This window comes from Pseudomonas sp. LW8 (assembly GCF_041956865.1).
Taxonomy (GTDB): domain Bacteria; phylum Pseudomonadota; class Gammaproteobacteria; order Pseudomonadales; family Pseudomonadaceae; genus Aquipseudomonas; species Aquipseudomonas siliginis.
On record NZ_CP168138.1, the window covers coordinates 4,053,175 to 4,078,904 of the forward strand.

A 25,730-nucleotide genomic window follows, 5' to 3' on the forward strand; every position below is an offset into this window, starting at 1 on the left:
TCCCGAGACTCGATCCGCACCGATAGCGTTACGGCCGGAGCCAGCGTGGCCGCCTTATAACTTATCGATCTAAAACTCCACCTACCGAGACAGGTCAGTTTCTGAGTACCCGCACTTTTCGCGCGGTACGGCTTGACCTTCCCCAACGGAAAAACCGGTAAGGACTTTATGTGCGGATTAGCTGGCGAGTTACGTTTTGATCAACAACCTGCAGACCTTGCAGCGATCGAGAGAATCACCCATCACCTGGCCCCTCGCGGCCCTGACGCGTGGGGCTTCCATGCCCAAGGGCCGATTGCCCTGGGTCATCGACGCCTGAAAATCATGGACCTGTCGGACGGCTCTGCGCAGCCGATGATCGACAGCCAACTGGGCCTGTCCCTGGCGTTCAACGGTGCGATCTACAACTTCCCGGAATTGCGCGCAGAGCTCGAAGCACTCGGTTATGCCTTCTATTCGGGTGGCGACACCGAAGTGCTGCTCAAGGGTTATCACGCCTGGGGCGAGGCGCTGCTGCCGAAGCTCAATGGCATGTTTGCTTTCGCCATCTGGGAGCGCGATGCCCAGCGCCTGTTCATCGCTCGTGACCGTCTCGGCGTAAAGCCGTTGTACCTGTCACGCACCGGCCAACGCTTGCGTTTTGCCTCGGCACTGCCGGCGCTGCTTAAGGGCGGCGACATCAACCCGATTCTTGATCCGGTGGCGCTCAATCACTATCTGAATTTCCATGCCGTGGTGCCTGCGCCGCGCACCTTGCTGGCCGGTATCGAAAAACTGCCGCCCGCCACCTGGATGCGCGTTGAAGCCGATGGCCGCACCGAGCAGAAAACCTGGTGGACCCTGCCTTACGGCCCGAATGAGGACGAGAAAAATCTCAATCTGGAAGACTGGGTCGATCGCATCCTCGACAGCACCCGCGAAGCGGTGGCGATTCGTCAGCGTGCGGCAGTGGATGTCGGGGTGTTGCTTTCCGGCGGTGTCGATTCGAGCATGCTCGTCGGCCTGTTGCGCGAAGTCGGCGTAGAGAATCTGTCGACCTTCTCCATTGGTTTCCAGGATGCCGGCGGCGAGCGCGGCGACGAATTCCAGTATTCCGACCTGATCGCCAAGCACTACGGCACGCGCCACCATCAGTTGCGCATCGACGAGAAAGAAATCATCGAGCAACTGCCCGCCGCGTTCCGGGCGATGAGCGAGCCGATGGTCAGCCATGACTGCATCGCTTTCTATCTGTTGTCCCGGGAAGTGGCCAAGCACTGCAAAGTGGTGCAGAGCGGCCAGGGCGCGGACGAACTGTTTGCCGGTTACCACTGGTATCCGCAGGTCGACGGCGCGGCGGACCCATACGCGGCCTACCGCGATGCGTTCTTCGATCGCAGCTACGACGACTACGCGGCGACTGTGCAGCCGAAATGGCTGGTCGACCACGATGCGGCCGGCGATTTCGTCAAACAGCACTTTGCCCAGCCCGGCGCCGAGGCTGCCGTAGACAAAGCGCTGCGCCTGGACAGCACGGTGATGCTGGTCGATGACCCGGTCAAACGCGTCGATAACATGACCATGGCCTGGGGCCTGGAAGCGCGTACGCCGTTTCTCGACTATCGACTGGTCGAACTGTCGGCGCGGGTGCCGGGCCAATTCAAGCTGCCCGATGGCGGCAAGCAAGTGCTGAAAGAAGCAGCGCGCCGGGTCATTCCAAGCGAAGTGATCGACCGCAAGAAAGGCTATTTCCCGGTGCCGGGTCTCAAGCACTTGCAGGGCGACACACTCAACTGGGTGCGCGAACTGCTGCTGGATCCGAGCCAGGATCGCGGCCTGTTCAACCCGACCATGCTCGACAAGCTTTTGACTGATCCGCAAGGCCAACTGACCCCGTTGCGCGGTTCGAAACTGTGGCAACTGGCGGCCCTGAACCTGTGGCTCAGTGAACAAGGAATCTGATTGATGAAACCCCATGCCACGTCCATCAACCAACGCCTGTTGCGTGGTCAGGCCCCCTCGTATGAACGTTTGCAGGCGCGCCTGGCCGAAGACGGCAGCGAGCCTGCCAGCGCCCCGATTGCCGTGCATTGCGGCTGGGGCCGGCTGCTGATCGGCCATACCTTTCCCGACCCGGCGTCGCTCGCGCAGGAGCTGCTCAACGAGCAGCCCGGTGAACGCGATATCGCCCTGTATGTTGCCGCACCGCAGCAGATTCTCGGCCTCGAGCCGACGCAGCTGTTTCTCGATCCATCCGACACCCTGCGTTTATGGTTCAGCGATTACCGGCAGGCCACGCGGGTGTTTCGCGGCTTCCGCATTCGTCGTGCGCAAAGCGAAACCGACTGGCAGGGCATCAACCGTTTGTACCAGGCGCGCGGCATGTTGCCGATCGATCAGGAGTTGCTCACCCCACATCATCAGGGCGGCCCGGTGTACTGGCTGGCGGAAGACGAGGACAGCGGCGCGGTGATCGGCAGTGTCATGGGTCTCAATCATGAAAAAGCCTTCAACGACCCGGAACACGGCAGCAGCCTCTGGTGCCTGGCGGTCGACCCGCATTGCTCGCGCCCCGGCGTTGGCGAAGTGCTGGTGCGGCATCTGGTAGAGCACTTCATGAGTCGTGGTCTGGCTTATCTGGATCTGTCGGTGCTGCACGACAACCGTCAGGCGAAAAACCTTTACGCCAAACTGGGTTTCCGCAACCTGCCGACGTTCGCCATCAAGCGCAAGAACGGCATCAACCAGCCGCTGTTTCTCGGCCCGGGCCCGGAGGCGAATTTCAATCCTTACGCGCGGATCATCGTCGAAGAAGCGCATCGGCGCGGTATCGACGTGCAAGTGGATGACGCCGACGCCGGGCTGTTCACCCTCAGCCACGGCGGCCGTCGCGTGCGTTGCCGCGAGTCGCTGAGCGACCTGACCAGTGCGATCAGCATGACCTTGTGCCAGGACAAAAGCCTGACCCACAAGGTGCTGAAAGGCGCAGGTCTGAAACTGCCCGCGCAGCAACTGGCGGGCAACGCCGACGACAACCTGGCCTTCCTCGATGAGCACCAACGGGTGGTGGTCAAACCTCTCGATGGCGAACAGGGCCACGGCGTCGCCGTGGATCTGCGCACCATCGAAGAAGTGCAGAAGGCCATCGAAACGGCGAAGCAGTTCGACAGTCGCGTGCTGCTGGAAAGCTTCCACGAAGGCCTTGATCTGCGCATCGTGGTGATCGGTTTTGAAGTGGTGGCGGCGGCGATTCGCCGTCCGGCGGAAGTGGTTGGCGATGGTCAGCATTCGATCGGTGCGCTGATCGAAGCGCAGAGCCGCCGTCGGCAAGCGGCCACCAGCGGCGAAAGCAAGATTCCGCTGGACCACGAAACCCAACGCACGCTACACGCTGCCGGCTATGACTACAGCAGCATCCTGCCGGCCGGCGAGCATCTGTTCGTGCGGCGCACGGCCAATCTGCACACCGGCGGTACGCTGGAAGACGTGACCGACATTCTTCATCCGACCCTGATCGACGCGGCAGTGCGTGCGGCGCGTGCACTGGACATTCCGATGGTCGGGCTCGATCTGATGGTGCCGGCGGCGGATCAGCCCGAGTACGTGTTCATCGAAGCCAACGAACGCGCCGGCCTGGCCAACCACGAACCGCAGCCGACGGCGGAGCGCTTTGTCGATCTGTTGTTTCCGCATAGTCAGCCGGCTGTCTCTTGAACCATCGTTGTTCCGGCTGACGCCTTCGCGAGCAGGCTCGCTCCCACAGGGGAATGCATTCCAAATGTGGGAGCGAGCCTGCTCGCGAAGAGGCCCTGAACGTCACCACCAATTTTCCTCATCGAAACCATCGATGTGCTCAACCCATCAGGAGTTTCCATGACCACACAAATCCCTGAACCGGATCTGGCTTACCTGCAAAAAGTCCTGCTGGAAATGCTCGCCATTCCCAGCCCTACCGGTTTCACCGACACCATCGTGCGCTATGTCGCCGAGCGTCTCGAAGAGCTGGGCATTCCTTTTGAAATGACCCGGCGCGGCACCATCCGCGCGACGTTGAAGGGCAAAAAGAGCAGCCCTGACCGCGCGGTGTCTGCGCACCTGGACACCATCGGCGCTGCTGTGCGTGCGGTGAAAGACAACGGTCGCCTGACCCTCGCGCCAGTCGGTTGCTGGTCGAGCCGCTTTGCCGAGGGTAGCCGGGTCAGCCTGTTTACCGACACTGGGGTGATTCGCGGCAGCGTGTTGCCGCTGATGGCGTCCGGGCACGCGTTCAACACCCAGGTCGATGAAATGCCGATCAGTTGGGACCATGTCGAGTTGCGTCTGGACGCCTACTGCACGACCAAAGCCGATTGCGAGTCGCTGGGCATTCATGTCGGCGACGTGGTGGCCTTCGATCCGCTGCCGGAGTTCACCGAAAGCGGTCATATCAGCGCCCGCCACCTCGACGACAAGGCCGGCGTTGCCGCATTGCTCGCTGCGCTCAAGGCGATTGTCGACAGTGGCCAGGAACTGAACATCGATTGCCATCCACTGTTCACCATCACCGAGGAAACCGGCAGCGGTGCGGCGGCGGCATTGCCATGGGACGTCAGCGAGTTTGTCGGCATCGACATCGCACCGGTCGCCCCCGGCCAGCACTCCAGCGAACACGCGGTGAGCGTGGCAATGCAGGATTCCGGCGGGCCGTATGACTATCACCTGTCGCGGCATCTGTTGCGTCTGGCCGATGAACACGAATTGCCGGTGCGCCGTGACATGTTCCGCTATTACTTCAGCGATGCGCACTCGGCGGTCACCGCCGGCCACGACATTCGTACTGCCCTGCTCGCTTTCGGCTGCGATGCCACGCATGGCTACGAACGCACGCACATCGACAGCCTGGCGGCGCTCAGCCGTTTGCTCGGCGCGTACATTCTGAGCCCGCCGGTCTTCGCCAGCGATGCGGCGCCGGCCAATGCTTCACTGGATCGCTTCAGCCATCAGATCGAGCATGACACGCAGATGGAAAGCGAAACCCGGGTGCCGCCGGTGGACAGTCTGGTGGGGCAGCGTTCTGACAGTTGAGCCATCAGTTGCGACTGGGCTGGCCCCATCGCTGGCAAGCCAGCTCCCACAGTTATCGGGGTGGTTCACCTATTGTGTGCATCATCAAACTCTGCGGGAGCGGGCTTGCCCGCGATGAGGCCAGTTCATACCCAGCAAAAACTGGCACGCAAAACCCAATCCCCGTAGCATCCCGACATTGATTTGACCGAGGTGCCCATGCTCATTCCCCACGACGCGCTTGAAGTCGACACCCTCACCCGCCTGATCGAGGATTTCGTCACCCGCGACGGTACCGACAACGGCGATGACACCCCGCTGGAAACCCGCGTCCTGCGCGTGCGTCAGGCACTGACCAAAGGCCAGGCATTGATCGTGTTCGACCCGGAAAGCGAACAGTGCCAGCTGATGCTCAAGCACGACGTACCCAAGCATCTGTTCGACTGAAGCCGTCAGCCAGCCTTCGCCGCAGCCTCCTTGCGCTTGATCCGGTCATAGACCTCGGCGCGGTGTACATGGACCTTTTTCGGCGCCTCGACGCCGAAGCGCACGCTGGAGCCATTGACCGACAGAACACGCAGGGTGATGTCGTCTCCGATTGAAATCAACTCACCGACCACACGGCTGAGTACAAGCATGGGATTCATCCTTCAGGACTGGCAAACCCTGAAGATGCGCGGCTTACAGCGTCTTCACAATCCACGACGAGCAAATCAGTCTTGCCCTACAGGCGCCCACGCCCGCAGCTGTCAGACACTTCGCACAAAAGCCTCAGGCAGCGGAAAAGCGCGGCCCGAACAGAATGATGCTGGCACCGACCACGCACAGGGCCATGCCAATCCAGTCCGAGCCCAGCGGACGCACCCGCTCGACCACCGCCAGCCAGCCAATCGAAGCAACGATGTAGATCCCGCCATACGCGGCATAGGCGCGCCCGGCGTAGGCCGCTTCAACACGGGTCAGCAACAGCGCGAACAGGGTCAGGCTGAGCAACGCGGGAATCACCCACAACGCGCTCTTGCCCTGGCGCAGCCACATGTAGAAGGCAAAACAGCCGGCGATTTCAAACAGCGCCGCAAGGAAGAACCACAAGTAATTGAGCATGAGCGCATCTCGACAGGGTGACCATTGGCGGCCACCCTAACGACGCGACGGGCATCGAACAAGATCAAGCGTTGTTTTGTTTGGCCTTGGCGCGCATTTTCTCGGCCATGGAAGTCATTTCGTTGTAGAGCAGTTGCGGATTCTTCTGTTTGAGCGCCCAGGCCATGCGCCCTTGTTCGTGGGGCAGAATCAAGAATTCGCCGGCGGCGACTTGCTGATAGATGTAGTCAGCGATGTCGGCGGCGCTGATCGGCGAACTTTCCAGCAACTTGCCGACCTGGGCTTTCATGGCCGGAGTCGGGCCACGGAAAGAATCGAGCAAGTTAGTCTGGAAGAACGACGGGCAAACCACATGCACCGCCACTTCCTGCTGCGCCAGTTCGATCAGCAGACTCTCCGACAACGCCACTACGCCGGCCTTGGCCACGTTGTAGTTACTCATTGCCGGGCCTTGCATCAACGCGGCCATGGAGGCGATGTTGATGATCTTGCCCTTGCTCTCTTCCAGCAGCGGCAGGAACGCCTTGCAGCCTTTGACCACGCCCATCAGGTTGATCGCAATCTGCCAGTCCCAGTCTTCCAGCGACAATTCGCTGAAAAACCCGCCCGAGGCGACGCCGGCATTGTTGACGATGATGTCGATGCCGCCGAGCTTCTCTTCGCAGGCCTGGGCGAAGGCGGTGAGCTGACTGTAATCGCGCACGTCACAGCGCTGGATGAAACCGTCACCGCCCGCCTCGCGCACCAGCTTCAGGGTTTCCTGCAGGCCGGGCTCACTGACATCGGACAAAGCCAGCCGCCAGCCTTCACGGGCCCAGCGCAGCGCGATTTCGCGACCCAGGCCTGAGCCTGCACCAGTGATCATCATGCGATTTTGCATAGCGGACAGCCTTGTTGTTCCGGGAGAGATGCGCCGAGTGTAGCGAAGGAACTTCGTTCGCCCACGCTCCATCCAGTTGCTGAATGGAGGATCAAAAGATTCCAGCCGTCATTGTTTTCCGGTTGGTCTCATGCAGGAGCTGACGAGTGCAACGAGGCTGCGATCTTTTTGCTGGAAAGGAAATAACCGAGCAATCCAAATACATTAAAAAAACATTGAATTTTTTTTCATCGGCGCAAGTCGGAACATGTAAGCCGGCTGGAATTTAGTTGCTCTCCAGCTGCCCACTGAGCATCAAGACTCTTCCAGACTCTGAACAAGGAAATCACCCATGGGCACAATTCTAATCATCATCCTGATCCTGTTGCTGATCGGTGGTCTGCCGGTCTTCCCGCACTCAAGAAGTTGGGGTTATGGCCCGTCGGGCATTATCGGCGTGGTGTTGGTCGTGCTGCTGGTGCTGTTGTTACTCGGCAAGATATGACGATTTGACGCGGTAAAAAAAGAGGCCCTTGTTCAAGGGCCTCTTTTTTATTGCGTGGACTTTAAGAAGTGATCAGTCCGGCTTGCCATGAATAACACCGGCGGTGTTATCGAGCAGGCTCTTGGTCGCGGTTTGCAGGAACGCCTCAAGTTTGAGTTTGAGTTCGGCAGTGCGCGGCGCGTCCGGCACTACTTCGGCGTGCGGGTTGGCGCCGAGCTGGTATTGCCAGATTTTCGGGCCCATGTCCTTGTCACGCGGCAGCACCAGAATCTGTTCGGCGGTGACAATGGCGGTGGTCTGTTCGCTGCCCGAAGGCTTGATCACACCGAAACCGGTATCGCCCTGCGGCAAGTTGAGCAGGTCACGGCCCCAGCACTGGTGACGCACTTCGCCACCGAGACGGCCCATGATGGTCGGTACGATGTCGATCTGCGTGCCCACGGTGTGGTCGCGGGTACCGAACTTCTGCTGAATGCCCGGGGCAATCATCAGCATCGGCACGTTGAAGCGGCCCAGGTCCATTTCAGTGATCTGGCGCTCGTTGCCGAAGCCATGGTCGCCGACGATGACAAACAGGGTTTCGTTGAAGTACTTCTCTTTGCGCGCCTTCTCGAAGAACTGGCCGAGCGCCCAATCGGAGTAGCGCATCGCGGTCAGGTGTTCGTTGAGGCTGCCACGGTCAGTGACGCGCTCGACCGGCAATGGCGTCGGCAAGGCGTACGGCGTGTGGTTGGACAGGGTTTGCAGCAGCGCGTAGAACGGCTTGCCGTTTTCCCGCGCCTTCAGTTCCTGCAGGCCACGATCGAACATGTCCTGGTCGGACACGCCCCAGGTCGGATCGGAGAACACCGGGTTGACGAAGTCATTGCGGCCAACGAAGTTGGTCATGCCCTGGTTGCTGAAGAAGCCCGACTGGTTATCCCAGGCGAAATCGCCGTTGTAGACATAGACGTCGTCATAGTCGCGGGCGCTGAGCAACTGCGGCAGGCCGGACAGTTTGTGGCTGCCTTCCGGGGTCTGCATCAGGTATTCGAAACCTGGCAGGTTGGGGAAGCAGGCCATGGTCGCGAACATGCCCTGATGGGTGTGGGTGCCGTTGGAGAAGAAACGGTCGAACAGCAGACCTTCCTTCGACAGTTTGTCCAGGTACGGGGTGATATTGCCCGGCGCGCCCAAAGCACCGACCGAGTGACCGGCCATGCTTTCCATCAGGATCACCACAACGTTCTTGATCGGCAGGGTCTTGTCAGCCGGCGGCATGTAGTCGCGGCGAACAGCGGCGATGTCGGCATCGACCAGTTTGTCGTCCGGCATCAGCAGCATGTCGCGCACCACTTGCTGCGCCTGTTCCTGAGGCAGCGTGGCTTTCCAGATATTGTCGCGGTCTTCGCCCATGCGCGCCTTGGCTGCGGCGACCAGCGACAGCGTGCCATTGAGGCCGAGCTGGTTGGCGAAGTTGGAATCGGTGGTATAGACGTCACCCCAACGCATCGGCGGGCCTTGACGCAAGGTGCCGCGAGCGGCGACGACACAGATCAGCAGGCAGACCACGAACACCGCCAGGCGGGTGTACCACGGCGCAACCTGACGGGAGCTGACGCTGCCCCCGCTGAACGGTCCGCGCGGGCGGGTGGCGCGGTCGGCGCCTTTGAATGCCAGAGTCAGAATGACCGTGCCGATCACCCACGCCAGCACGTAGCGCACCACCGGGAAACCGTACCAGAGCATGCTCATTACGGTTTTCGGGTCTTCCTTCACGTACTGGAACACCAGACCATTGAGGCGCTGGTGAAACTCGCGGTAGAAGTCCATTTCCATCAGGCCGAGGAACAGCGCGATGCTCGAGGCGACGGTCAGCCACAGACGGAAGAAACCGCGCGCGGCCATGGCCCGGGCACTGAACAGCGCCAGCACCAGCGGAATGCACAGGTAGACCACCAGGCGCAGGTCGAAACGCAGACCGTTGACGAACGCTTCAAGGAAGGTCGCGGCCGGGGTGTCGAGGATCATCTCGCGGTTGTAGACCAGCAGCGCGAGGCGCAGCGCGGAAAACATCACCATCATGACCAGCGCGCACAGCAGCGTGTAGGCCAGATGCGATTTGACGGTCGGTTGCAGCAGACGAGCAGAAGATCGCTGCTGACTCAGGGCGTCCGGGTTTGCCATGTCGTTTTAGGACCCATTGGAAGTTGAAGTTGCAAAAATACAGCGGCGCCATGCCCTCTATTGGTCAATCCAGACCCCGGGGCGTGCGCGGTGCGCAAATGTTGCACGATCGTTCACACCATTGCCATTGATTACTGCCCAGCCCTTCGAGACTTTCATTCGAAGGCTGGCAACGCAATGGCAGTCAACAAGTGCGGGCGAATTGTCTTGGAGACTTTGTGAAAATTTCGTGCAACGCATATCTGGAAATACAATTTAGAGACAAAACAAAACGCCCCGAAGCGATCGGGGCGTTTTGCTTACAGCCAATTGATTATTTCTCGGCGCGTTCCTTCAGCGCTTTCAGGGTATTGAATGGCGCATCGACCACAAACTTGTTGGCGACCATGGCCGGCACGCTACCGCCCGGCTCGGTGTGCACCTGGTAAGTCACTTCAACCTGATCGCCTTTAGGCACGAACTTCCAGAAGCCTTTGACTTGCTGAACCCGCACGAAGCCTTTTTCTTCCGGCAGATAGGTCGGCACGCCTTCAAGATTACGGGTCAGGCTGCCATCGGCGCCCTCAACAGTGGTGATCTTCAACACCGAATCACGCGGGGTCACCGGCCACGGCGTATTGAATTGCGAATAGGTCCAGCTCAGATCGCCTTCGTGCTTGAGCAGTTTCTGGCTCTTGCATTCGTGAATCCACGCGCAGGCGCCGGAGACGTCTTCCTGCAAGGCACGCAGTTTGGCAACGGTGGTTTTCATCAGCGCAACGCCTTGGTAGGACTTGTAATCCGAACCGGGTATTTCGCTCAGGGAAACCTTGATGCCGTCTTCGTTCTTGGCCACTTTCCAGTCTTCCGCGTGGGCGACCGAAGTGGCTAGTACGGCAGTCAGACCACACAACACAGCGATACGGTGCAGCGAACCCATAGTTTTATTCCTTATTGTTGAAGTTCCGTTGGTGAACACATCACGCCGCCGTCATCTGCTCCCACCAGCCGATCAATCTGATCGCTTCTTCTGAACTGCTGCCGCACACCTCGACATCCGCAGCGAAGCCCGAGCAGACAGCCGGACGTTCCGGACGGCCGAAAATGCTGCACAGGTTATCGACCGACAGTTGCACGCAACGTTCGCCGGCGGGTTTGCCATCGGGCATGCCGGGGATCGGCGAACTGATGGAGGGGGCAATGCAGCAAGCGCCACAGCCTTCACGGCATTTCATGACGAACAGATCCTCGCGACGGGCGATGTGTAAAGAGACGGGGAACAGAGTAACCGCTAAAACAGCTGTTTCAAATTGCTGCAAGCGGCTTTTCAACGATAAGTAAAAGTGACCGGGCAGTCTCCGACGAAGCGTCTGCTCTGCGCGTTGCAGAGGGCTGCATCTATTGCTTGAATTCGAAATCCAGCGCCGCGCCTTCCACATCGCGTCGCGCTTCGTTGCGCAATTGCAACTCCATTTCATTGCTGAGCAAGCGGCCGTTGAGCTGGAAGCCGTTATCTTTTTCGCCAAACATCTGCGGCAGGATGGCCTCGCGTTTGGGCAGTTCTACGGTGCCCTGTGGCTTCAGGTCTTCAACCATATCCTTGGGCAGGCTGAGATCGAGCTTTGCCGGCGGCAATTTGGTCTTGGCCACTTCGCTGGCGGATTTCGACTTCGAGACAACCGGGCGGCGCTTCTTCACCGTGGCGTTTTTTTTGGCCTGGGCTTTTTTTGCCGGCGCCGCGGTTTTAACGGTTTTTTTCGTGGTACTGGTCGCTGCCGGTTTTTCCTGGGCTGCGGCCGCCATGACACCCGGTGCCTGACCGATCATCAACAAACCCAGCAATACCCACGCGGCAGGAACAATGGCTTTCATGGACCCAACGAACTAACGGCAGAGGGCCACATGCTCGCTTGTTGTGCGTCACATGACAAGCCTCAGCGCCCTCCTCGTTCAGAATCCGCCAGCCATTTCCTGACACAGTTGGGTCGCCAACAGACCCAGCGTCATCAGCGCGCGCTCCGCTTCGCGGTTCCACGGAATGCCGCAGTTGAGGCGGATACAGTGGTTGAACTGCTCGGTGTTGCTGAAGATCAGACCCGGCGCGATGCTGATGCCTTGTTGCAGTGCGCGGACATGCAATTCCTGGGTGTTGACCCGCCCCGGCAAGCTCACCCAAAGGATGAAACCGCCCGTTGGCCGGGACATCTGCGTGCCTTCAGGGAAATGCTGTTGAACCGCCAGCTGGAACGCGCTGAGGTTTTTCCGGTATTCCTGGCGGATGTAGCGTAAATGCCGGTCATAACCGCCGTTTTCCAGATAGGCGGCAATCGCCATCTGCGTGACGCTGCACGCCGAATGGGTACTGAAGGTTTGCAGGCGCTGGATTTCCTGCTGGTATTTGCCAGCGATCATCCAGCCGATGCGCACACCCGGTGACAGGGTTTTGGAGAAGCTCGAGCAGTAGATCACCCGATCCAGCCTGTCGTAAGCCTTCAGCGCCTTGGTACGGCCCTGCTCGAACATCAGTTCGCCGTAGATATCGTCTTCGACAATCTGAATGTCGAAATCCGAGGCCAGACGCAACAACTGTTTCTGCCGCTCTTCCGGCATGGTCCCGCCGAGGGGATTGCTCAGGCGCGTGGTCAGCACCAACGCCTTGATCGACCATTGGTTGGCGGCCAGTTGCAAGGCTTCCAGGCTCATGCCGGTGGCGGGGTCGCTGGGGATTTCGATGACCTTCAGGCCAAGCAGATCGGCCAGTTGCAGCAGGCCGTAATAGGTCGGTGATTCGGCAGCGATCAGATCCCCCGGCCGGGTCAGCACACGCAATGACATCTGCAAGGCGTCGACACAGCCGTGGGTAATCACCACTTCCGACGGATCGACCACCACGCCGGCGTCACGCATGCGGATCGCGACTTGCCGACGCAGCGGTTCGAAGCCGGGGCTGAACATGTAGCTGAACGCCCGTGGACTGTGAAACCGGGTGACCTTGGCCAGTTGCTGATGCAGCGCGCGCACCGGCAGATAATCGACGCTCGGCACCGCAGCGCCCAGCGGAAACACGCCTTCGCGGCGGGATTCGACCAATACCTGCTGAATGATGCTGCTGCGCGTCACCAGCCCCGGCCGTTCGACCCGGGCAATATCCGGCGTCGGCGCGGTCAGCGCTGGGGTCTGGTGCACGTAGTAACCCGACTGCGGCCGAGCGCGGATCAGGCCCTGATCTTCAAGGTTGGCGTAAGCCTGCAACACCGTCGCATGACTGACGTTGAGCTGCGAACTCATCTTGCGCACCGAAGGCACGCGCTCCCCCGGTTGATAGACACCACGGCGGATGTCTTCGGCCAGTTGCTGAGCAATACGTTGGTAGAGCAAGAGATTGGTCATGACGCAGCACTCGATTTCACGGGCGTTTTATTCTTGTGTGAAACAATACCGGAACAGTTTAGAAGTGTACTGGGACAGTTGCCAGATTACTCGACCGTACAGTGGGGTGTCTGCCCCATCTGTACGGTTTTGCGCAGCAATCGACAGACATAAAAAAGCCCGGCACTGCATGACAGTCCGGGCTTTCCAGAGACGCAACCCTCAACGGGCGGCGCCGAGCTGGCCTTTTTCGTCAGAGAACACGATTTCCACCCGGCGGTTCTGCGCCCTGCCGCGCTCGGAGGCGTTGGCGTCAACCGGGAACTGGTCGCCATAACCTTCGACCTGAATGCGTTTTTCATCGATGCCCAGATCGACCAGCACGTCAGCTACCGACTGCGCACGATCGCGGGACAGTTTGAGGTTTTCCTGTTTGCCACCGGTGCTGTCGGTGTAACCCTCGATGCGCACCACACGCTTGGGGTTGAGTTGCAGAAACTGCACGATCTTCAGCACGACACGGTTGGCCGAGTTTTTCAGTTCCGCCTGGCCGGTGTCGAACAACACGTCGCCGAGGGTCATGACCAGCCCCCGATCGGTCTGTGTGGTGGCCAGGGCCTCGATCTGTTCCTCCAGCCACTTGCCCTGCTGCTGCACACTGAGCAGCTTCGACTCGCGCAGAGCCAGTTGCAGACGCTGACGCTCAAGCTCGAGCTTGGCTGCGCGTTCCTCGTTGAGCGCCTGGTTGGTGTGCTCGCGGGCGATTTCGCTGTAGCGCTGGCTCAAGTAGGCGTAATGCACCACGTCGGCACCGCTGCCCCAATAGGTCGACAGCCGATCGGCACGGGCCAGGGATTCGCCGGCGCGGATCACGTCTTTCGGCGCAATGCGCAGGACGTTGGAATCTTCCTTGACCTTCTGGAAATCAGCGCCGGCCTGTTGCAGCGCCGCCTCGCTGTGCTGGCCAGCGCAGCCGTACAGGCTGGCGCAACCGGCGAGGAGCAGAATGCCCAAAGCGTTGGACTTGAGGCTCATTGCGCTTCCCCCAGTTGCAGCTGCTTGCGCAGGCGGACAATGCGGGTATTGAGCACATTGAGTTGCTCTTCACTTTTTTTCGTCAGCACCTTGGCTTCGGCCAGACGTGCATCCAGTTCGGCCTGCTCGGCACGCATGCGCGCATTGCGATAGGACTCGTCGGCCATGCTGCCTTTGGCGCGGTTGTACTTGGTTTCGGCCAGTTGCATTTCCGGCACTTCGTCAGCGGTGGCGCCGACTGCCTTGGCCTGCACGATGGCTTGTTCGGTCAAACGCATTTGTTCACTGGGTGCCGGATCGGATGCGCACCCGGCCAGGGCCAGAACGGCCACAGCCGCGAAAAGAGGTCGAATACTCACTAAGAATCCCTACTGTTTTGGGGCACTGACAGGTTGTGGCGACTGTTGCTGTTGCGCCTTCCAGCGCTCGATGTTGCGTTGCAGCGCGGCTTCCGTCAGTCCGGACGCGGGCAATTCTGTCATCTTTTTGGCGAGCTGTCCGCGCAACCACGGATCGTTGCAAGCCGAGTTATGCGAAACCGCGAGGAACAGACCCGGCCGGTCGATGGGTTGTTCGAACGCCAACAGATCGCTGGTCATGCCCAATGTCTGCGCGGCGGCCAGGCCTGAATAACGTCCGGCAAGAACATATTCCACCTCGCCCAAAAGAAGTTTCTGCAGGGCCTGGGTAAGATTGGCTGTCCGCGTCAGGGTCAGATTCTGTTCGGCGAAGGTGCCGAATGCCTGGGTCATCCGAGACTTTTCCGACACAGCGCCGGCGTGGCCTTTCAGGTCGCTGGCCTCGGCATAGGTCAGCGTCGAGCCTTTGCGCGTCCACACCAGATAGTCGTTTTCCAGCAGTGGCGGATGGATGTAGTCGAGGTTTTCCAGCTCATTCACGGTCAACGGCGCGTCGGCCAGCATGTCCATGCGCCCGCTGCGCACTTCATCGAGGGCCTGCGAGCGTTTGCCGGCGTAGAGCAGGTCAACTTTGATGCCCAGATCCTTGGCCACTTGCTGCAGCAAATCGGCGCTAGCGCCGATCAGGCGTTTGGGATTTTGCGGGTCCTGCCACAGATAGGGCGGCGCATCCGGGCTGCCGGTGACAACCAGGCGCTCGCACTTGCCAGCGGCCGTGGCCAGACCTGGCAACAGCACCCATCCCAACAACCATCCGCAGCGCAGATCCATGGCAAAACGCTCCCCAGTCAAATCCAAGACAAAAAAAAAGCCCGACCAACAGGCCGGGCTCTTTATAAGTGAAGCCGCCGGATTAGACCAGCTTCTCCAGCTCAGGTACTGCTTCGAACAGATCCGCCACGAGGCCGTAATCGGCCACCTGGAAGATCGGCGCTTCTTCGTCCTTGTTGATCGCAACGATCACTTTGGAGTCTTTCATACCGGCCAGATGCTGGATCGCGCCGGAGATACCGACGGCGATGTACAGCTGTGGCGCAACGATCTTGCCGGTCTGACCGACCTGCATGTCGTTCGGTACGAAACCTGCGTCGACCGCAGCGCGCGAAGCGCCAACAGCAGCGCCAAGCTTGTCGGCCAGGGCGTACAGGTGTTTGAAGTTGTCACCGTTCTGCATGCCGCGGCCGCCAGAGACGACGATCTTGGCAGCGGTCAGCTCAGGACGATCGGACTTGGCCAGCTCTTCGCTGACGAAGCTCGAGGTACCGGCGTCGTGCGCAGCGCCAACAGCTTCAACGGCAGCCGAACCACCTTCAGCAGCAACCGGATCGAAACCGGTGGCACGCACGGTGATCACTTTGATCGCGGCGGTCGATTGCACGGTGGCGATGGCGTTACCGGCGTAGATCGGACGCTTGAAAGTGTCAGCGCTTTCTACCGAGATGATCTCGGAGATCTGGTCAACGTCCAGCGCAGCAGCAACGCGCGGCAGGATGTTTTTGCCGTTGGAGGTCGCGGCAGCCAGGATGTGGCTGTAGCCAGCGCCCAGCTCTGCAACCAGCGGCGCTACGTTCTCTGGCAACTGATGCGCGTAAGCGGCGTTGTCAGCATTCAGGACTTTGCTCACGCCAGCGATTTTAGCCGCGGCTTCGGCCACCGGGCCTGCGCCCTGACCTGCTACCAGAACGTGGATGTCGCCGCCGATTTTTGCCGCAGCAGCCACGGTGTTCAGTGTGGCCGGGGCCAGCACTTTGTTGTCGTGTTCAGCAATAACCAAGATAGTCATTTAGATTACCTTCGCTTCGTTCTTGAGTTTTTCAACCAGTTCAGCCACCGACTTGACCTTGATGCCCGCGCTGCGTGCAGCCGGCGCTTCGACTTTCAGGGTCTTGTTGGTGGAGGCGGTGGAAACGCCCAAAGCGTCCGGAGTCAGCACTTCGAGAGGCTTCTTCTTGGCTTTCATGATGTTTGGCAGGGACGCATAGCGCGGCTCGTTCAAACGCAGGTCGGTGGTGACGATGGCCGGCAGTTTCAGCGAAACGGTCTGCGCGCCGCCGTCGATTTCGCGAGTCACGGCAACGCTGTCGCCGGAGACTTCGACTTTCGAAGCGAAGGTGCCCTGACCGTAGCCGCTCAGTGCCGCGAGCATCTGGCCGGTCTGGTTGTTGTCGCTGTCGATCGCCTGTTTGCCAAGGATCACCAGCTGAGGCTGCTCCTTGTCGACAACGGCCTTGAGCAGCTTGGCCACGGCCAGCGAGGTCAGGTCTTCAGCGGATTCGACGAGGATGGCGCGGTCGGCACCCAGAGCCAGTGCGGTACGCAGCTGCTCCTGAGCGGTGGTCGGGCCGATCGAGACGACGACGATTTCAGTCGCAACGCCCTTCTCTTTCAGGCGTACGGCTTCTTCCACGGCGATTTCGCAGAACGGGTTCATCGACATCTTGACGTTGGCGAGGTCGACGCCGGAATTGTCCGCCTTGACGCGGACCTTGACGTTGTAATCCACAACGCGTTTGACAGCTACAAGAACCTTCATGGATTCCTCGTTACTCTCCGGTGAAAAGAAAGTCGCCTAGGCGAACCTGGCGGATGATGCTCATCGGGCGACAAGGGCACCTCTAAAAACGCCGGCTTGAATGTGAGGTGATTCACTTCGCGAAGAGCGGTGACCGTTCGTCAGGGGTGACTGCCGGGTCATTCATTCTCACGCTGTGTAAACTGCGCGCCGGACTTGCGCTGCGCATCACCGTCTACTGCCTGTGCCCTGTCTTTAGAGGTGCTCTTGAAACCGCCAGTCTGCCTACGGCGAGCGCAAAACCGCCCGTATCTTGACCGGAACGCCCATTCTGGTCAATACGCCAAAATGCCCTGTCATAAGCCGCGCTTCTTTGATTTATCAGGGCTGGAGGCGATTCAAACAAACGTTTGTATTGGACGCTAGGAGTGGTGTAGATATAATGCGCCGCCTAGAGAGAAAGGTGGATTCGCCAATATTCCCTTTGACGTTAACGTAAAGGCAATACGGATGCGAGATCAAACCTCCATATTAGAAAAAAAACTGTTGAGCCTTGAGTAGGAGATAGCCTGTGGAACGCGAATACATGGAATTCGACGTCGTCATCGTCGGTGCCGGCCCCGCTGGTCTGTCCGCCGCCTGCCGCTTGAAGCAGAAGGCCGCTGACGCCGGTAAGGAAATCAGCGTCTGCGTGGTCGAAAAAGGCTCCGAAGTCGGCGCACACATCCTCTCCGGTGCGGTGTTCGAACCCCGCGCCCTGAACGAACTGTTCCCGGACTGGAAAGAACTCGGCGCACCGCTGAACACGCCAGTCACGCGCGATGACATTTTCGTACTGAAAAACGCCGACAGCGCGCAGAAGATTCCCGACTTCTTTGTGCCCAAGACCATGCACAACGAAGGCAACTACATTATCTCCCTGGGCAACCTGTGCCGCTGGCTGGCTCAGCAGGCCGAGAACCTGGGTGTGGAAATCTACCCGGGCTTCGCCGCTCAGGAAGCGCTGATCGATGAAAACGGCGTAGTGCGCGGGATCATCACCGGTGATCTGGGCGTCGACCGTGAAGGCAACCCGAAAGAAGGCCTGTACACCCCTGGCATGGAACTGCGTGGCAAATACACGCTGTTCGCCGAAGGCTGCCGTGGCCACATCGGCAAGCAACTGATCAAGCGCTACAACCTCGACAGCGATGCCGACGTGCAGCATTACGGCATTGGTCTGAAAGAGATCTGGGAAATCGACCCGGCCAAGCATCAGCCGGGCCTCGTGGTGCACACCGCCGGTTGGCCGCTGGACATCATGGGCACCGAGAACACCGGCGGCTCGTTCCTCTATCACCTGGAAAACAATCAGGTGGTGGTCGGTCTGATCGTCGACCTGTCCTACAGCAACACTTACCTGTCGCCGTTCGATGAGTTCCAGCGCCTCAAGCATCACCCGGTGCTCAAGCAATATCTGGAAGGCGGCAAGCGCGTCAGCTACGGCGCCCGCGCCATCGCCAAGGGCGGCCTGAACTCGCTGCCGAAAATGGTCTTCAAGGGCGGCGCGCTGATCGGTTGCGACCTCGGCACCCTGAACTTCGCCAAGATCAAAGGCAGCCACACGGCGATGAAGTCCGGCATGCTCGCGGCGGAATCGGTGGCAGATGCGCTGTTCGCCGAGCAGGACTGCACCGTCGAATTGACCACTTACGTCGACGCATTCAAGAACAGCTGGCTGCATGAAGAACTCTTCGCCAGCCGTAACTTCGGCCCGGCGATCCACAAGTACGGCGCGATCATCGGCGGTGGTTTCAACTGGCTGGACCAGAACATCTTCGGCGGCAAACTGCCGTTCACCCTGCGCGACACCAAGCCGGATTACGCCTGCCTCAAGCTCGCGGCCGACTGCAAGAAGATCGATTACCCGAAACCTGACGGCAAACTGAGTTTCGACAAACTCAGCTCGGTGTTCATCTCCGGTACCAACCACGAAGAAGAGCAGCCATGCCACTTGAGGCTGACTGATCCGAGCATCCCGATCAGCAAAAACCTGCCGTTGTACGACGAACCGGCGCAGCGTTACTGCCCGGCCGGCGTATACGAAGTGATCACCAAGGAAGACGGCGAGAAGCGCTTCCAGATCAACGCCCAGAACTGCGTGCACTGCAAGACCTGTGACATCAAGGACCCTGCGCAGAACATCACCTGGGTCGCGCCGGAAGGTGCCGGCGGCCCGACTTACCCGAACATGTAAGACGAAACGCTGAACAACAAGGCTCCCGAAATGGGGGCCTTTTTGTTGCCCAAAATTCCCCTGACACCACAAAACAACTGTGGGAGCGAGCCTGCTTGCGAAAGCGGTGTGTCATATGAAGATGATGTCGACTGATCCAGCGCCTTCGCGAGCAGGCTCGCTCCCACAGGGAATATCGGCGGATCAGGCAGCGCGCTCATCCCCAGGACTGCGCTCGAAGTAACGCTTGTATTCGCGACTGAACTGCGACGTGCTCTGATACCCCACCCGATGCGCCACCTGCGCGACACCCAGCCCCTCCGCCACCAGCAGCGTCTGCGCCTTCAACAAGCGCAAACGCTTGAGATACTGCACCGGCGACAACAACGTGCTGCGCTTGAAATGCTCATGAAACGTCGACACGCTCATGTTCGCGCAACTGGCCAGTGTCTCGACATTCAGCGGCTCGGTGTAATGCGCATGCAGATGGCTGATCGACGCCGCCACCCGGGCGAATTGCCCTTGTTGCTCGACCAACGCACGCAATACATCCGCCTGCGGCCCGCGCAACGCAACGAACAACAACTCGCGGACCCGCGCCGGGCCGAGAATCTGGCATTCCAGCGGATCGTGCAGACAGCTGAGCAGCCGCTCGACACAACCGCGCATGCCATCGTCGAGCACCACCGAGGTCATCGACTCCGGCGTCTGCGCCGGAATATGCCGACCCGGCGCCAGCCCCATGGCCAGCACCAATTCGCCGAGCAGGACGCGATCAATCGCCACCGACACACCGAGCAATGGCGCATCGGGCAAGGCAAAGGTTTCACATTCGAACGGCACCGGCAGCGCCTGGATCAGGTAATGCCCGGCGCCGTATTCCATGGTTCGTGGGCCGAGGAACGCCAGTTTGCTGCCCTGGGCGATGATCATCAGGCTCGGCTCGTAAATGTGCGGGCCACGGGCGACGTCGCAACTGGCGCGCAGGATCTGCACACCGGGCAGGCCGGTCTGGCTGTAGCCATCGCGCAGCGCCAGCGGTTCGATCAGCGAAACCAGCCGGGCATTGGCATCAAGATGACGGGTCAACTGCATCGAATAGGTCTTCGTAAAATTCACGGAAAAGTGGATGAAAACATCATCGCAGATCCGCTGACCAATGCGATCGCCGAAACCCGCATGCCGGAGGATTAGGCATGAGACCCGGAGAAATCGTCATAGCCGCACCCGCGTCTGACGGCCAGAATTCACCGCCTCACTTGTCACTGTTTTTGCGAGGTCACCCATGTACACCGCCATCGGCTATGCCGCCCAATCGGCCACCACGCCCCTCGCCCCGATGAAATTCGAACGCCGCAGCCCGCGCGCCGACGACGTGGCGATCGAAATTCTCTACTGCGGCGTCTGCCATTCCGACATCCATCAGGCACGCAACGAATGGGGCATCGCCGTTTATCCGCTGATGCCTGGCCATGAGATCGTCGGAAAAGTCACCGCAGTCGGTGCGAATGTCACCCGTCACAAGGTAGGCGATCTGGTTGGCGTCGGCTGCATGGTCGACTCCTGCCGCAGCTGCGAAGCCTGCCAGGCGAACCTCGAGCAATATTGCCTCGAAGGCCCGACCATGACCTACGCCACCCCGGATCGGGTTGATGGCAGCAACACCATGGGCGGTTACTCCGACAGCATCGTGGTCAGCGAACACTTCGTTGTGCGCATCCCCGAGAAACTCGCACTGGCCAGCGCCGCACCGATTCTCTGCGCCGGCATCACCACCTACTCGCCGCTCAAGCACTACGGCGTCAAGGCCGGTGACAAGGTCGGCATTCTTGGCATGGGTGGCCTCGGCCACATGGGCATCAAGTTCGCCAAGGCCATGGGCGCCGAAGTGACACTGTTCACCCGTTCGGCGAGCAAGGCTGAAGAAGGTCGCCGTCAGGGCGCTGATCACGTCATCGTCTCCACCGATGCCGAGCAGATGAAGGCCGCGGCCGGCTACTTCGACTTCCTGCTCGATACCATTCCGGTGCAACACGACTTGAACCCGTACCTCGACACCTTGCGTTTCGACGGCGTGCACATTCTGGTCGGCCTGATCGAGCCAGTGAACCCGCCCGTGCACGCCGGCAAACTGGTGATGAGCCGTCGCGTACTGGCCGGATCCTTGATCGGCGGTATCGCCGAAACCCAGGAAGTGCTGGATTTCTGCGCCGAGCACAACATCACCTGCGACATCGAAATGCTCGACATCCGCAATATCAATGAAGCCTATGCGCGGATGATTGCCGGTGACGTGAAGTACCGTTTCGTCATCGACATGGCGACGCTGAAGGCGTAAACGTCAAGGCTATACCTTCAAACCAAGCTCCGCCGACAGCCGGGTTGTGACCCCTTTGAGCAGGGGGATCAACTCGGCCATTTTTTCCAGCGGCATGTACGGCACGGTGCTGGCGATACTGATCGCCGCGACTATGCCCTTGCTCGCATCACGAATTGGCGCCGCCACACAGCGGATCGACGGTTCGTTGTCTTCCAGATCGAACGCGTAGCCACCGGCAACGTATTCGCCCATGCGCTGCTCAAGCTGTTCCCACGACTGCTGGGGATGCTGCGGCCAGAACTGACTTTTGCCCCCCGCCGGCAGGCTGATGTCGTACAGCCGCCGCCAATCCTGCGGCGAATCATCGAGCATCAAGGCCTTGCCGATCCCGGTGCGCACCAGCGGCATGCGATGGCCAACCCGCGAGCGCATTTCCGGCCCGTTGCGCCCTGGATTCTTCAGCAGGTACAGCACTTCGTCGCCTTCCCTGATCCCCAAATGCACCGTGTCGCCGGTCAGCGCCGAAAGCTCGTCCAGATACGGCCCGGCCAGGGTCACCAGTGGCAACTCTTCGCGGGCCTGGAAGCCCAGTTCGATCAGTTTCGGCCCGAGCAGATAACCGATTTGCGGCACCACGCGCAGATAACGCTCGTCGACCAGACAGCTGGCCAGACGGTGGGTGGTGCTGCGCGTGGTACCGATCAGCCGGGCGATCTCCTTGAGATCACGCGCGCCACTGGCCACCGCCTGCACCACACCGAGGCCGCGCAGCAGCGTCTGGGTGCCGGTGGGCGCGGCGTCCTTGGTTTTTTCCGGGGCGTCTTCCTGCATATCCAGCCTTTTTACCGTTGAGCGAAGGAACGGGCGGCATTATGGTCGCCCGACGCAGAGCACTACAACTCGATACGCTCGACCTTGCCCACCAGCAGCACGTAGGACAAGGCACCGACCAGCGCGAGCACGGCGATGTAGGTGATCGCCGGCGCGAACGAATCGCCGCTGGCAAGGAAGCCGATCACGATCGGCGTAGCGATTGCCGAAAGATTGCCGATGAAGTTGAACACGCCACCGGTCAGACCGAGCAACCGCGCCGGTGCCAGTGTTGACACCAGCGACCAGGTGATCGACGCCAGCCCGTTGCCGAAAAATGCCAGGGCGAGGAAGGCAATCACCAGCGGCGTCGACTCGACAAAGTTGGCACCGATGATTGAAGTCGAAATCAGCAGCCCGCCAATGATCGGCAACTTGCGCGCGAAGCCCACGGTGTAGCCACGACGGATCAGGAAGTCGGAAAAGAATCCCGAGCACAGAACACCGACGAACGCAGCGAGAAACGGCAGCGATGCAAGCAGGCCAGACTTGATGAAGTCCATGCCGCGATATTTCACCAGATAGGTCGGAAACCAGGTGAGGAAAAACCACAGCGTCGAGTTCAGACAGAACTGGCCGAGGTAGATACCCCACAACTTGCGTTTGCTGAGGACGATGCCGAGATCGGTCCAGCTGAATTTGGCTTTGACCTTGGCCGCCTCGGCCTGAATATCCACCAGCCCGCCGCCTTCGCGGATCAGGTCGATTTCCGCCTGATTGGTGCCTTTGAAATCGCGCGGCTCGCGATACACCGCGTACCAGATCAGCGCCCAGAGAATGCCCACCGCGCCGGTGGCGACGAACACCATGTGCCAGCCGAATTCATGTTGCAGCCACGCCAGCACCGGGGTCAGGAAAGCCAGACCGACAAACTGTCCGGAAGTGTAGAAACCGATCGCCGTGGCGCGCTCGCGCTCAGGGAACCAAGTGGTGACCACGCGGCTGTTGATCGGATAGGCCGGCGCTTCCAGCGCACCGACGGCCATGCGCAGCGCGAACAGGGCGATGAAGCTGCTGACGAAACCGAGCATCACCGTGGCCACCGACCACAGCAGCAGCGCGACGCTGTAAAGGATGCGCGGCGGCACGCGATCGACCAGCCAGCCGCCGGGGATCTGCATGGCAGCGTAAGTCCAGCCGAAGGCGGAGAAGATCAGACCGACGTGAACCGGATCGATGCCCAGCTCACTGGTCAGCGCCGGCGCGGCAATCGACAGGTTGCTGCGGTCCAGGTAGTTGATGACCACGGTGATGAACAGCAACACCATGATGAAAAATCGCTTGCGGCTAGGCGTGACTAAAGACGCCTGCCCGGAGAGGGTATGCGTTTGCATGAGGAGAGCCTCTTTTTATGTTTGTTGAGGTCATGACGCAGATCTCCTCTCCCTGGAGATCAAACTGTGGGAGCGAGCCTGCTCGCGAAAGCGTCGGGTCAGTCACATGGATGGCGGATGTGACATTGCATTCGCGAGCAGGCTCGCTCCCACAGGGATCAGTGCTGAATCAGGAGATCACCACTCGGCAAAGCTGCCATCGGCATGACGCCAGATCGGGTTGCGCCAGCGGTGGCCGACGGCGGCGCGTTCGATCACGTATTCCTCGTTGATCTCGATGCCCAGCCCCGGGCCGTTCGGAATCTTCACGAAGCCTTGGTCGTAGTCGAACACGCGCGGATCCTTCACATAGTCGAGCAAGTCGTTGCTCTCGTTGTAATGGATGCCCAGGCTCTGCTCTTGGATAAACGCGTTGTAACAAGCCGCGTCGAGTTGCAAACAGGCAGCCAGCGCGATCGGTCCCAGCGGGCAATGCAGCGCCAGCGCGACGTCGTAGGCTTCGGCCATGTTGGCGATCTTGCGGGTTTCGGTGATGCCGCCAGCGTGGGAGGCATCCGGCTGGATAATGTCGACGTAGCCTTCGCTCAACACCCGTTTAAAGTCCCAGCGCGAGAACAGCCGCTCGCCGAGGGCAATCGGCGTGCTGGTCAGCGGCGCCAGTTCTTTCAATGCTTCGTAGTTTTCGCTGAGCACCGGTTCTTCGATGAACATCAGTTTGTACGGGTCGAGCTCCTTCATCAGCACCTTGGCCATCGGCTTGTGCACGCGGCCGTGGAAATCGACGCCGATACCGACGTTCGGCCCCACCGCATCACGCACGGCGGCAACGTTGGCCAAGGCGAGGTCGACTTTCTCGAAAGTGTCGAGGAACTGCAGTTCTTCGGTGCCGTTCATTTTTACCGCAGTGAAACCACGGCTCACTGCTTCTTTCGCCGCACGCGCGGTGTCCGCCGGACGGTCGCCGCCGATCCACGAATACACACGAATCTTGTCGCGCACCTGGCCACCGAGCAGATCGCTGACCGACACGCCGAGGGCCTTGCCCTTGATGTCCCACAGCGCTTGGTCGATACCGGCCAGCGCGCTCATGTGAATCGCGCCGCCACGGTAGAAGCCACCGCGATAGAGCACGGTCCAGATGTCTTCGATATTGCGTGGGTCTTTGCCGATCAGGTAGTCGGACAATTCTTCCACCGCCGCGGCAACCGTGTGCGCGCGCCCTTCGACCACGGGCTCGCCCCAACCGGTCACGCCCTCGTCGGTTTCGACCTTGAGGAAGCACCAGCGCGGCGGAACGATGAAGGTCGTGAGTTTGGTGATTTTCATCTCTGCTCTCTTTTGTAAATGCAGCTTTTATTAGATGCAGCGCACACAGCGCCAAAATTCTTAACGCAGGGCTTTCCAGGCAGTCACGTAGGCCTTGGCATTGACCGCCACCTTCTCGGGCGTCATGCCCGGTTTGAACAGACCGGAACCGAGGCCGAAACCTTTCACACCGGCATCGATAAAGGCCTGCATGTTGTCCGGTGTGATCCCGCCGACCGGCGCCAGCACCGTGCCGGCTGGCAACACCGCCAGCCAGGCCTTGACGACCGCCGGGTTCATTTGTTCGGCCGGAAACAGCTTGAGAATGTCCGCGCCCTCAGCCAGTGCGGCGAAGGCTTCGGTCGGCGTGGCCACACCCGGCGACAGGTACAGCCCCGCCGCTTTCGCCGCGCGCAATACCTTGGCATCGCTGTGCGGCATGACGATCACTTGTCCGCCAGCCGCTTTGACCTGCTCGACCTGCTCGGGGCTGAGCACCGTGCCAGCACCGATCAGGCAATCGGCGGGCAGCGCGTCGCGCAGGATGCGGATACTTTCGTACGGCGATGGGGAATTGAGCGGTACTTCGATAACACGAAATCCGGCGGAATACAGGACTTCTCCGACAGCCGCCGCTTCCTGCGGTTGCAGGCCACGCAGAATCGCGATCAGACCGTTTTGTGCCAGTGCTTGCTTGAGCATGTCAGGCCTCCAGT

Annotated in this window: 25 protein-coding genes; 7 read left to right on the top strand and 18 right to left on the bottom strand. The window is 60.1% G+C overall.

Annotated elements, in window-relative coordinates:
- The first annotated feature begins 168 nt into the window (after positions 1 to 168).
- The 4 genes from AB9L16_RS18245 (at position 169) to AB9L16_RS18260 (ending at position 5,469) form a co-directional block, all read left to right on the top strand.
- Entirely contained in the window at positions 169 to 1,941 is a 1,773-nt protein-coding gene (locus AB9L16_RS18245) for an N-acetylglutaminylglutamine amidotransferase (protein WP_375122513.1), read from the top strand.
- A 3-nt stretch (positions 1,942 to 1,944) separates the two neighbouring features.
- Complete coding sequence (gene ngg, locus AB9L16_RS18250) at positions 1,945 to 3,693, top strand: N-acetylglutaminylglutamine synthetase (protein WP_375122514.1); 1,749 nt, start codon at positions 1,945 to 1,947, stop codon at positions 3,691 to 3,693.
- Positions 3,694 to 3,852: 159 nt separating this feature from the next.
- Positions 3,853 to 5,043: an osmoprotectant NAGGN system M42 family peptidase gene (locus tag AB9L16_RS18255; protein ID WP_024013890.1), complete on the top strand. Its 1,191-nt coding sequence runs from the start codon at positions 3,853 to 3,855 to the stop codon at positions 5,041 to 5,043.
- A 198-nt stretch (positions 5,044 to 5,241) separates the two neighbouring features.
- Complete coding sequence (locus tag AB9L16_RS18260) at positions 5,242 to 5,469, top strand: YheU family protein (protein WP_003172962.1); 228 nt, start codon at positions 5,242 to 5,244, stop codon at positions 5,467 to 5,469.
- Between the two features lie 5 nt (positions 5,470 to 5,474).
- Here AB9L16_RS18260 and csrA read toward each other — a convergent pair whose 3' ends face one another.
- The 3 genes from csrA to AB9L16_RS18275 all read right to left on the bottom strand — a co-directional run bounded on the left by csrA (position 5,475) and on the right by AB9L16_RS18275 (position 7,006).
- On the bottom strand, positions 5,475 to 5,660 hold the full coding sequence (csrA, locus tag AB9L16_RS18265; protein WP_024013891.1) for a carbon storage regulator CsrA: 186 nt from the start codon (positions 5,658 to 5,660) through the stop codon (positions 5,475 to 5,477).
- 133 nt (positions 5,661 to 5,793) lie between these two features.
- On the bottom strand, positions 5,794 to 6,126 hold the full coding sequence (locus AB9L16_RS18270; RefSeq protein ID WP_016770946.1) for a YnfA family protein: 333 nt from the start codon (positions 6,124 to 6,126) through the stop codon (positions 5,794 to 5,796).
- A 64-nt stretch (positions 6,127 to 6,190) separates the two neighbouring features.
- A complete protein-coding gene (locus AB9L16_RS18275) occupies positions 6,191 to 7,006 on the bottom strand; it encodes an SDR family oxidoreductase (RefSeq protein WP_041478247.1) in 816 nt (271 codons plus the stop codon).
- A gap of 331 nt (positions 7,007 to 7,337) precedes the next feature.
- Between AB9L16_RS18275 and AB9L16_RS18280 the strand changes: the two genes are divergently transcribed.
- Positions 7,338 to 7,490, top strand: coding sequence for a DUF3309 family protein (locus tag AB9L16_RS18280; protein ID WP_003183939.1), 153 nt, complete (start codon positions 7,338 to 7,340; stop codon positions 7,488 to 7,490).
- Positions 7,491 to 7,562: 72 nt separating this feature from the next.
- Here AB9L16_RS18280 and AB9L16_RS18285 read toward each other — a convergent pair whose 3' ends face one another.
- The 10 genes from AB9L16_RS18285 to AB9L16_RS18330 all read right to left on the bottom strand — a co-directional run bounded on the left by AB9L16_RS18285 (position 7,563) and on the right by AB9L16_RS18330 (position 16,991).
- Entirely contained in the window at positions 7,563 to 9,656 is a 2,094-nt protein-coding gene (locus AB9L16_RS18285; RefSeq protein ID WP_150637678.1) for an LTA synthase family protein, read from the bottom strand.
- 313 nt (positions 9,657 to 9,969) lie between these two features.
- Complete coding sequence (locus AB9L16_RS18290) at positions 9,970 to 10,575, bottom strand: START domain-containing protein (protein WP_056788309.1); 606 nt, start codon at positions 10,573 to 10,575, stop codon at positions 9,970 to 9,972.
- A gap of 40 nt (positions 10,576 to 10,615) precedes the next feature.
- Positions 10,616 to 10,870 (bottom strand): YkgJ family cysteine cluster protein, encoded by a 255-nt coding sequence (locus AB9L16_RS18295; protein ID WP_016770949.1) that lies wholly within the window; start codon positions 10,868 to 10,870, stop codon positions 10,616 to 10,618.
- 163 nt (positions 10,871 to 11,033) lie between these two features.
- On the bottom strand, positions 11,034 to 11,507 hold the full coding sequence (locus tag AB9L16_RS18300; protein ID WP_150742564.1) for a translation initiation factor 2: 474 nt from the start codon (positions 11,505 to 11,507) through the stop codon (positions 11,034 to 11,036).
- 78 nt (positions 11,508 to 11,585) lie between these two features.
- Positions 11,586 to 13,025, bottom strand: a complete 1,440-nt coding sequence (locus tag AB9L16_RS18305) for a PLP-dependent aminotransferase family protein (protein ID WP_041478242.1) — start codon at positions 13,023 to 13,025, stop codon at positions 11,586 to 11,588.
- 201 nt (positions 13,026 to 13,226) lie between these two features.
- A complete protein-coding gene (locus AB9L16_RS18310) occupies positions 13,227 to 14,039 on the bottom strand; it encodes an OmpA family protein (RefSeq protein WP_056788304.1) in 813 nt (270 codons plus the stop codon).
- Positions 14,036 to 14,398 carry a DUF4398 domain-containing protein gene (locus tag AB9L16_RS18315; RefSeq protein WP_038860459.1) on the bottom strand — a complete coding sequence of 121 codons (363 nt, stop codon included), beginning with the start codon at positions 14,396 to 14,398 and terminating at the stop codon, positions 14,036 to 14,038. The genes AB9L16_RS18310 and AB9L16_RS18315 overlap by 4 nt, the downstream gene beginning before the upstream one ends.
- Before the next feature lie 9 nt (positions 14,399 to 14,407).
- A complete protein-coding gene (locus tag AB9L16_RS18320) occupies positions 14,408 to 15,229 on the bottom strand; it encodes an ABC transporter substrate-binding protein (protein ID WP_150637672.1) in 822 nt (273 codons plus the stop codon).
- Positions 15,230 to 15,311: 82 nt separating this feature from the next.
- Positions 15,312 to 16,241, bottom strand: a complete 930-nt coding sequence (locus tag AB9L16_RS18325) for an electron transfer flavoprotein subunit alpha/FixB family protein (RefSeq protein ID WP_016770954.1) — start codon at positions 16,239 to 16,241, stop codon at positions 15,312 to 15,314.
- Positions 16,242 to 16,991 (bottom strand): electron transfer flavoprotein subunit beta/FixA family protein, encoded by a 750-nt coding sequence (locus AB9L16_RS18330; protein ID WP_007908338.1) that lies wholly within the window; start codon positions 16,989 to 16,991, stop codon positions 16,242 to 16,244.
- Between the two features lie 550 nt (positions 16,992 to 17,541).
- Between AB9L16_RS18330 and AB9L16_RS18335 the strand changes: the two genes are divergently transcribed.
- Complete coding sequence (locus AB9L16_RS18335; RefSeq protein ID WP_375122515.1) at positions 17,542 to 19,206, top strand: electron transfer flavoprotein-ubiquinone oxidoreductase; 1,665 nt, start codon at positions 17,542 to 17,544, stop codon at positions 19,204 to 19,206.
- Between the two features lie 183 nt (positions 19,207 to 19,389).
- On the opposite strand, the gene AB9L16_RS18340 is transcribed toward AB9L16_RS18335, so the two are convergent.
- On the bottom strand, positions 19,390 to 20,280 hold the full coding sequence (locus AB9L16_RS18340) for an AraC family transcriptional regulator (RefSeq protein ID WP_090288604.1): 891 nt from the start codon (positions 20,278 to 20,280) through the stop codon (positions 19,390 to 19,392).
- A gap of 190 nt (positions 20,281 to 20,470) precedes the next feature.
- On the opposite strand from AB9L16_RS18340, the gene AB9L16_RS18345 reads away from it, so the two are divergent.
- The gene (locus tag AB9L16_RS18345; protein ID WP_071173192.1) at positions 20,471 to 21,523 is read left to right on the top strand and encodes an NAD(P)-dependent alcohol dehydrogenase; all 1,053 of its coding nucleotides are present in this window, start codon (positions 20,471 to 20,473) and stop codon (positions 21,521 to 21,523) included.
- A gap of 9 nt (positions 21,524 to 21,532) precedes the next feature.
- On the opposite strand, the gene AB9L16_RS18350 is transcribed toward AB9L16_RS18345, so the two are convergent.
- The 4 genes from AB9L16_RS18350 to AB9L16_RS18365 all read right to left on the bottom strand — a co-directional run bounded on the left by AB9L16_RS18350 (position 21,533) and on the right by AB9L16_RS18365 (position 25,716).
- Complete coding sequence (locus AB9L16_RS18350) at positions 21,533 to 22,336, bottom strand: IclR family transcriptional regulator (RefSeq protein ID WP_016770958.1); 804 nt, start codon at positions 22,334 to 22,336, stop codon at positions 21,533 to 21,535.
- Positions 22,337 to 22,398: 62 nt separating this feature from the next.
- Positions 22,399 to 23,709, bottom strand: a complete 1,311-nt coding sequence (locus AB9L16_RS18355) for an MFS transporter (RefSeq protein WP_305381295.1) — start codon at positions 23,707 to 23,709, stop codon at positions 22,399 to 22,401.
- 177 nt (positions 23,710 to 23,886) lie between these two features.
- On the bottom strand, positions 23,887 to 25,035 hold the full coding sequence (gene dgoD / locus AB9L16_RS18360) for a galactonate dehydratase (protein WP_016770960.1): 1,149 nt from the start codon (positions 25,033 to 25,035) through the stop codon (positions 23,887 to 23,889).
- Between the two features lie 60 nt (positions 25,036 to 25,095).
- A complete protein-coding gene (locus AB9L16_RS18365; RefSeq protein WP_375122516.1) occupies positions 25,096 to 25,716 on the bottom strand; it encodes a 2-dehydro-3-deoxy-6-phosphogalactonate aldolase in 621 nt (206 codons plus the stop codon).
- Between the last annotated feature and the right edge of the window lie 14 nt (positions 25,717 to 25,730).

What these genes read in the sequence shown, in the direction of transcription:
- dgoD (WP_016770960.1), bottom strand. Translation starts at nt 25,035, where the DNA reads ATGAAAATCACCAAACTCACGACCTTCATCGTTCCGCCGCGCTGGTGC.
- AB9L16_RS18300 (WP_150742564.1), bottom strand. Translation starts at nt 11,507, where the DNA reads ATGAAAGCCATTGTTCCTGCCGCGTGGGTATTGCTGGGTTTGTTGATG.
- AB9L16_RS18325 (WP_016770954.1), bottom strand. Translation starts at nt 16,241, where the DNA reads ATGACTATCTTGGTTATTGCTGAACACGACAACAAAGTGCTGGCCCCG.
- AB9L16_RS18255 (WP_024013890.1), top strand. Translation starts at nt 3,853, where the DNA reads ATGACCACACAAATCCCTGAACCGGATCTGGCTTACCTGCAAAAAGTC.
- AB9L16_RS18290 (WP_056788309.1), bottom strand. Translation starts at nt 10,575, where the DNA reads ATGGGTTCGCTGCACCGTATCGCTGTGTTGTGTGGTCTGACTGCCGTA.
- AB9L16_RS18285 (WP_150637678.1), bottom strand. Translation starts at nt 9,656, where the DNA reads ATGGCAAACCCGGACGCCCTGAGTCAGCAGCGATCTTCTGCTCGTCTG.
- AB9L16_RS18365 (WP_375122516.1), bottom strand. Translation starts at nt 25,716, where the DNA reads ATGCTCAAGCAAGCACTGGCACAAAACGGTCTGATCGCGATTCTGCGT.
- AB9L16_RS18345 (WP_071173192.1), top strand. Translation starts at nt 20,471, where the DNA reads ATGTACACCGCCATCGGCTATGCCGCCCAATCGGCCACCACGCCCCTC.
- AB9L16_RS18355 (WP_305381295.1), bottom strand. Translation starts at nt 23,709, where the DNA reads ATGCAAACGCATACCCTCTCCGGGCAGGCGTCTTTAGTCACGCCTAGC.
- AB9L16_RS18310 (WP_056788304.1), bottom strand. Translation starts at nt 14,039, where the DNA reads ATGAGCCTCAAGTCCAACGCTTTGGGCATTCTGCTCCTCGCCGGTTGC.
- AB9L16_RS18305 (WP_041478242.1), bottom strand. Translation starts at nt 13,025, where the DNA reads ATGACCAATCTCTTGCTCTACCAACGTATTGCTCAGCAACTGGCCGAA.
- AB9L16_RS18350 (WP_016770958.1), bottom strand. Translation starts at nt 22,336, where the DNA reads ATGCAGGAAGACGCCCCGGAAAAAACCAAGGACGCCGCGCCCACCGGC.
- AB9L16_RS18295 (WP_016770949.1), bottom strand. Translation starts at nt 10,870, where the DNA reads ATGAAATGCCGTGAAGGCTGTGGCGCTTGCTGCATTGCCCCCTCCATC.
- AB9L16_RS18245 (WP_375122513.1), top strand. Translation starts at nt 169, where the DNA reads ATGTGCGGATTAGCTGGCGAGTTACGTTTTGATCAACAACCTGCAGAC.
- AB9L16_RS18270 (WP_016770946.1), bottom strand. Translation starts at nt 6,126, where the DNA reads ATGCTCAATTACTTGTGGTTCTTCCTTGCGGCGCTGTTTGAAATCGCC.
- csrA (WP_024013891.1), bottom strand. Translation starts at nt 5,660, where the DNA reads ATGCTTGTACTCAGCCGTGTGGTCGGTGAGTTGATTTCAATCGGAGAC.
- AB9L16_RS18260 (WP_003172962.1), top strand. Translation starts at nt 5,242, where the DNA reads ATGCTCATTCCCCACGACGCGCTTGAAGTCGACACCCTCACCCGCCTG.
- AB9L16_RS18340 (WP_090288604.1), bottom strand. Translation starts at nt 20,280, where the DNA reads ATGCAGTTGACCCGTCATCTTGATGCCAATGCCCGGCTGGTTTCGCTG.
- AB9L16_RS18280 (WP_003183939.1), top strand. Translation starts at nt 7,338, where the DNA reads ATGGGCACAATTCTAATCATCATCCTGATCCTGTTGCTGATCGGTGGT.
- AB9L16_RS18330 (WP_007908338.1), bottom strand. Translation starts at nt 16,991, where the DNA reads ATGAAGGTTCTTGTAGCTGTCAAACGCGTTGTGGATTACAACGTCAAG.
- AB9L16_RS18320 (WP_150637672.1), bottom strand. Translation starts at nt 15,229, where the DNA reads ATGGATCTGCGCTGCGGATGGTTGTTGGGATGGGTGCTGTTGCCAGGT.
- ngg (WP_375122514.1), top strand. Translation starts at nt 1,945, where the DNA reads ATGAAACCCCATGCCACGTCCATCAACCAACGCCTGTTGCGTGGTCAG.
- AB9L16_RS18275 (WP_041478247.1), bottom strand. Translation starts at nt 7,006, where the DNA reads ATGCAAAATCGCATGATGATCACTGGTGCAGGCTCAGGCCTGGGTCGC.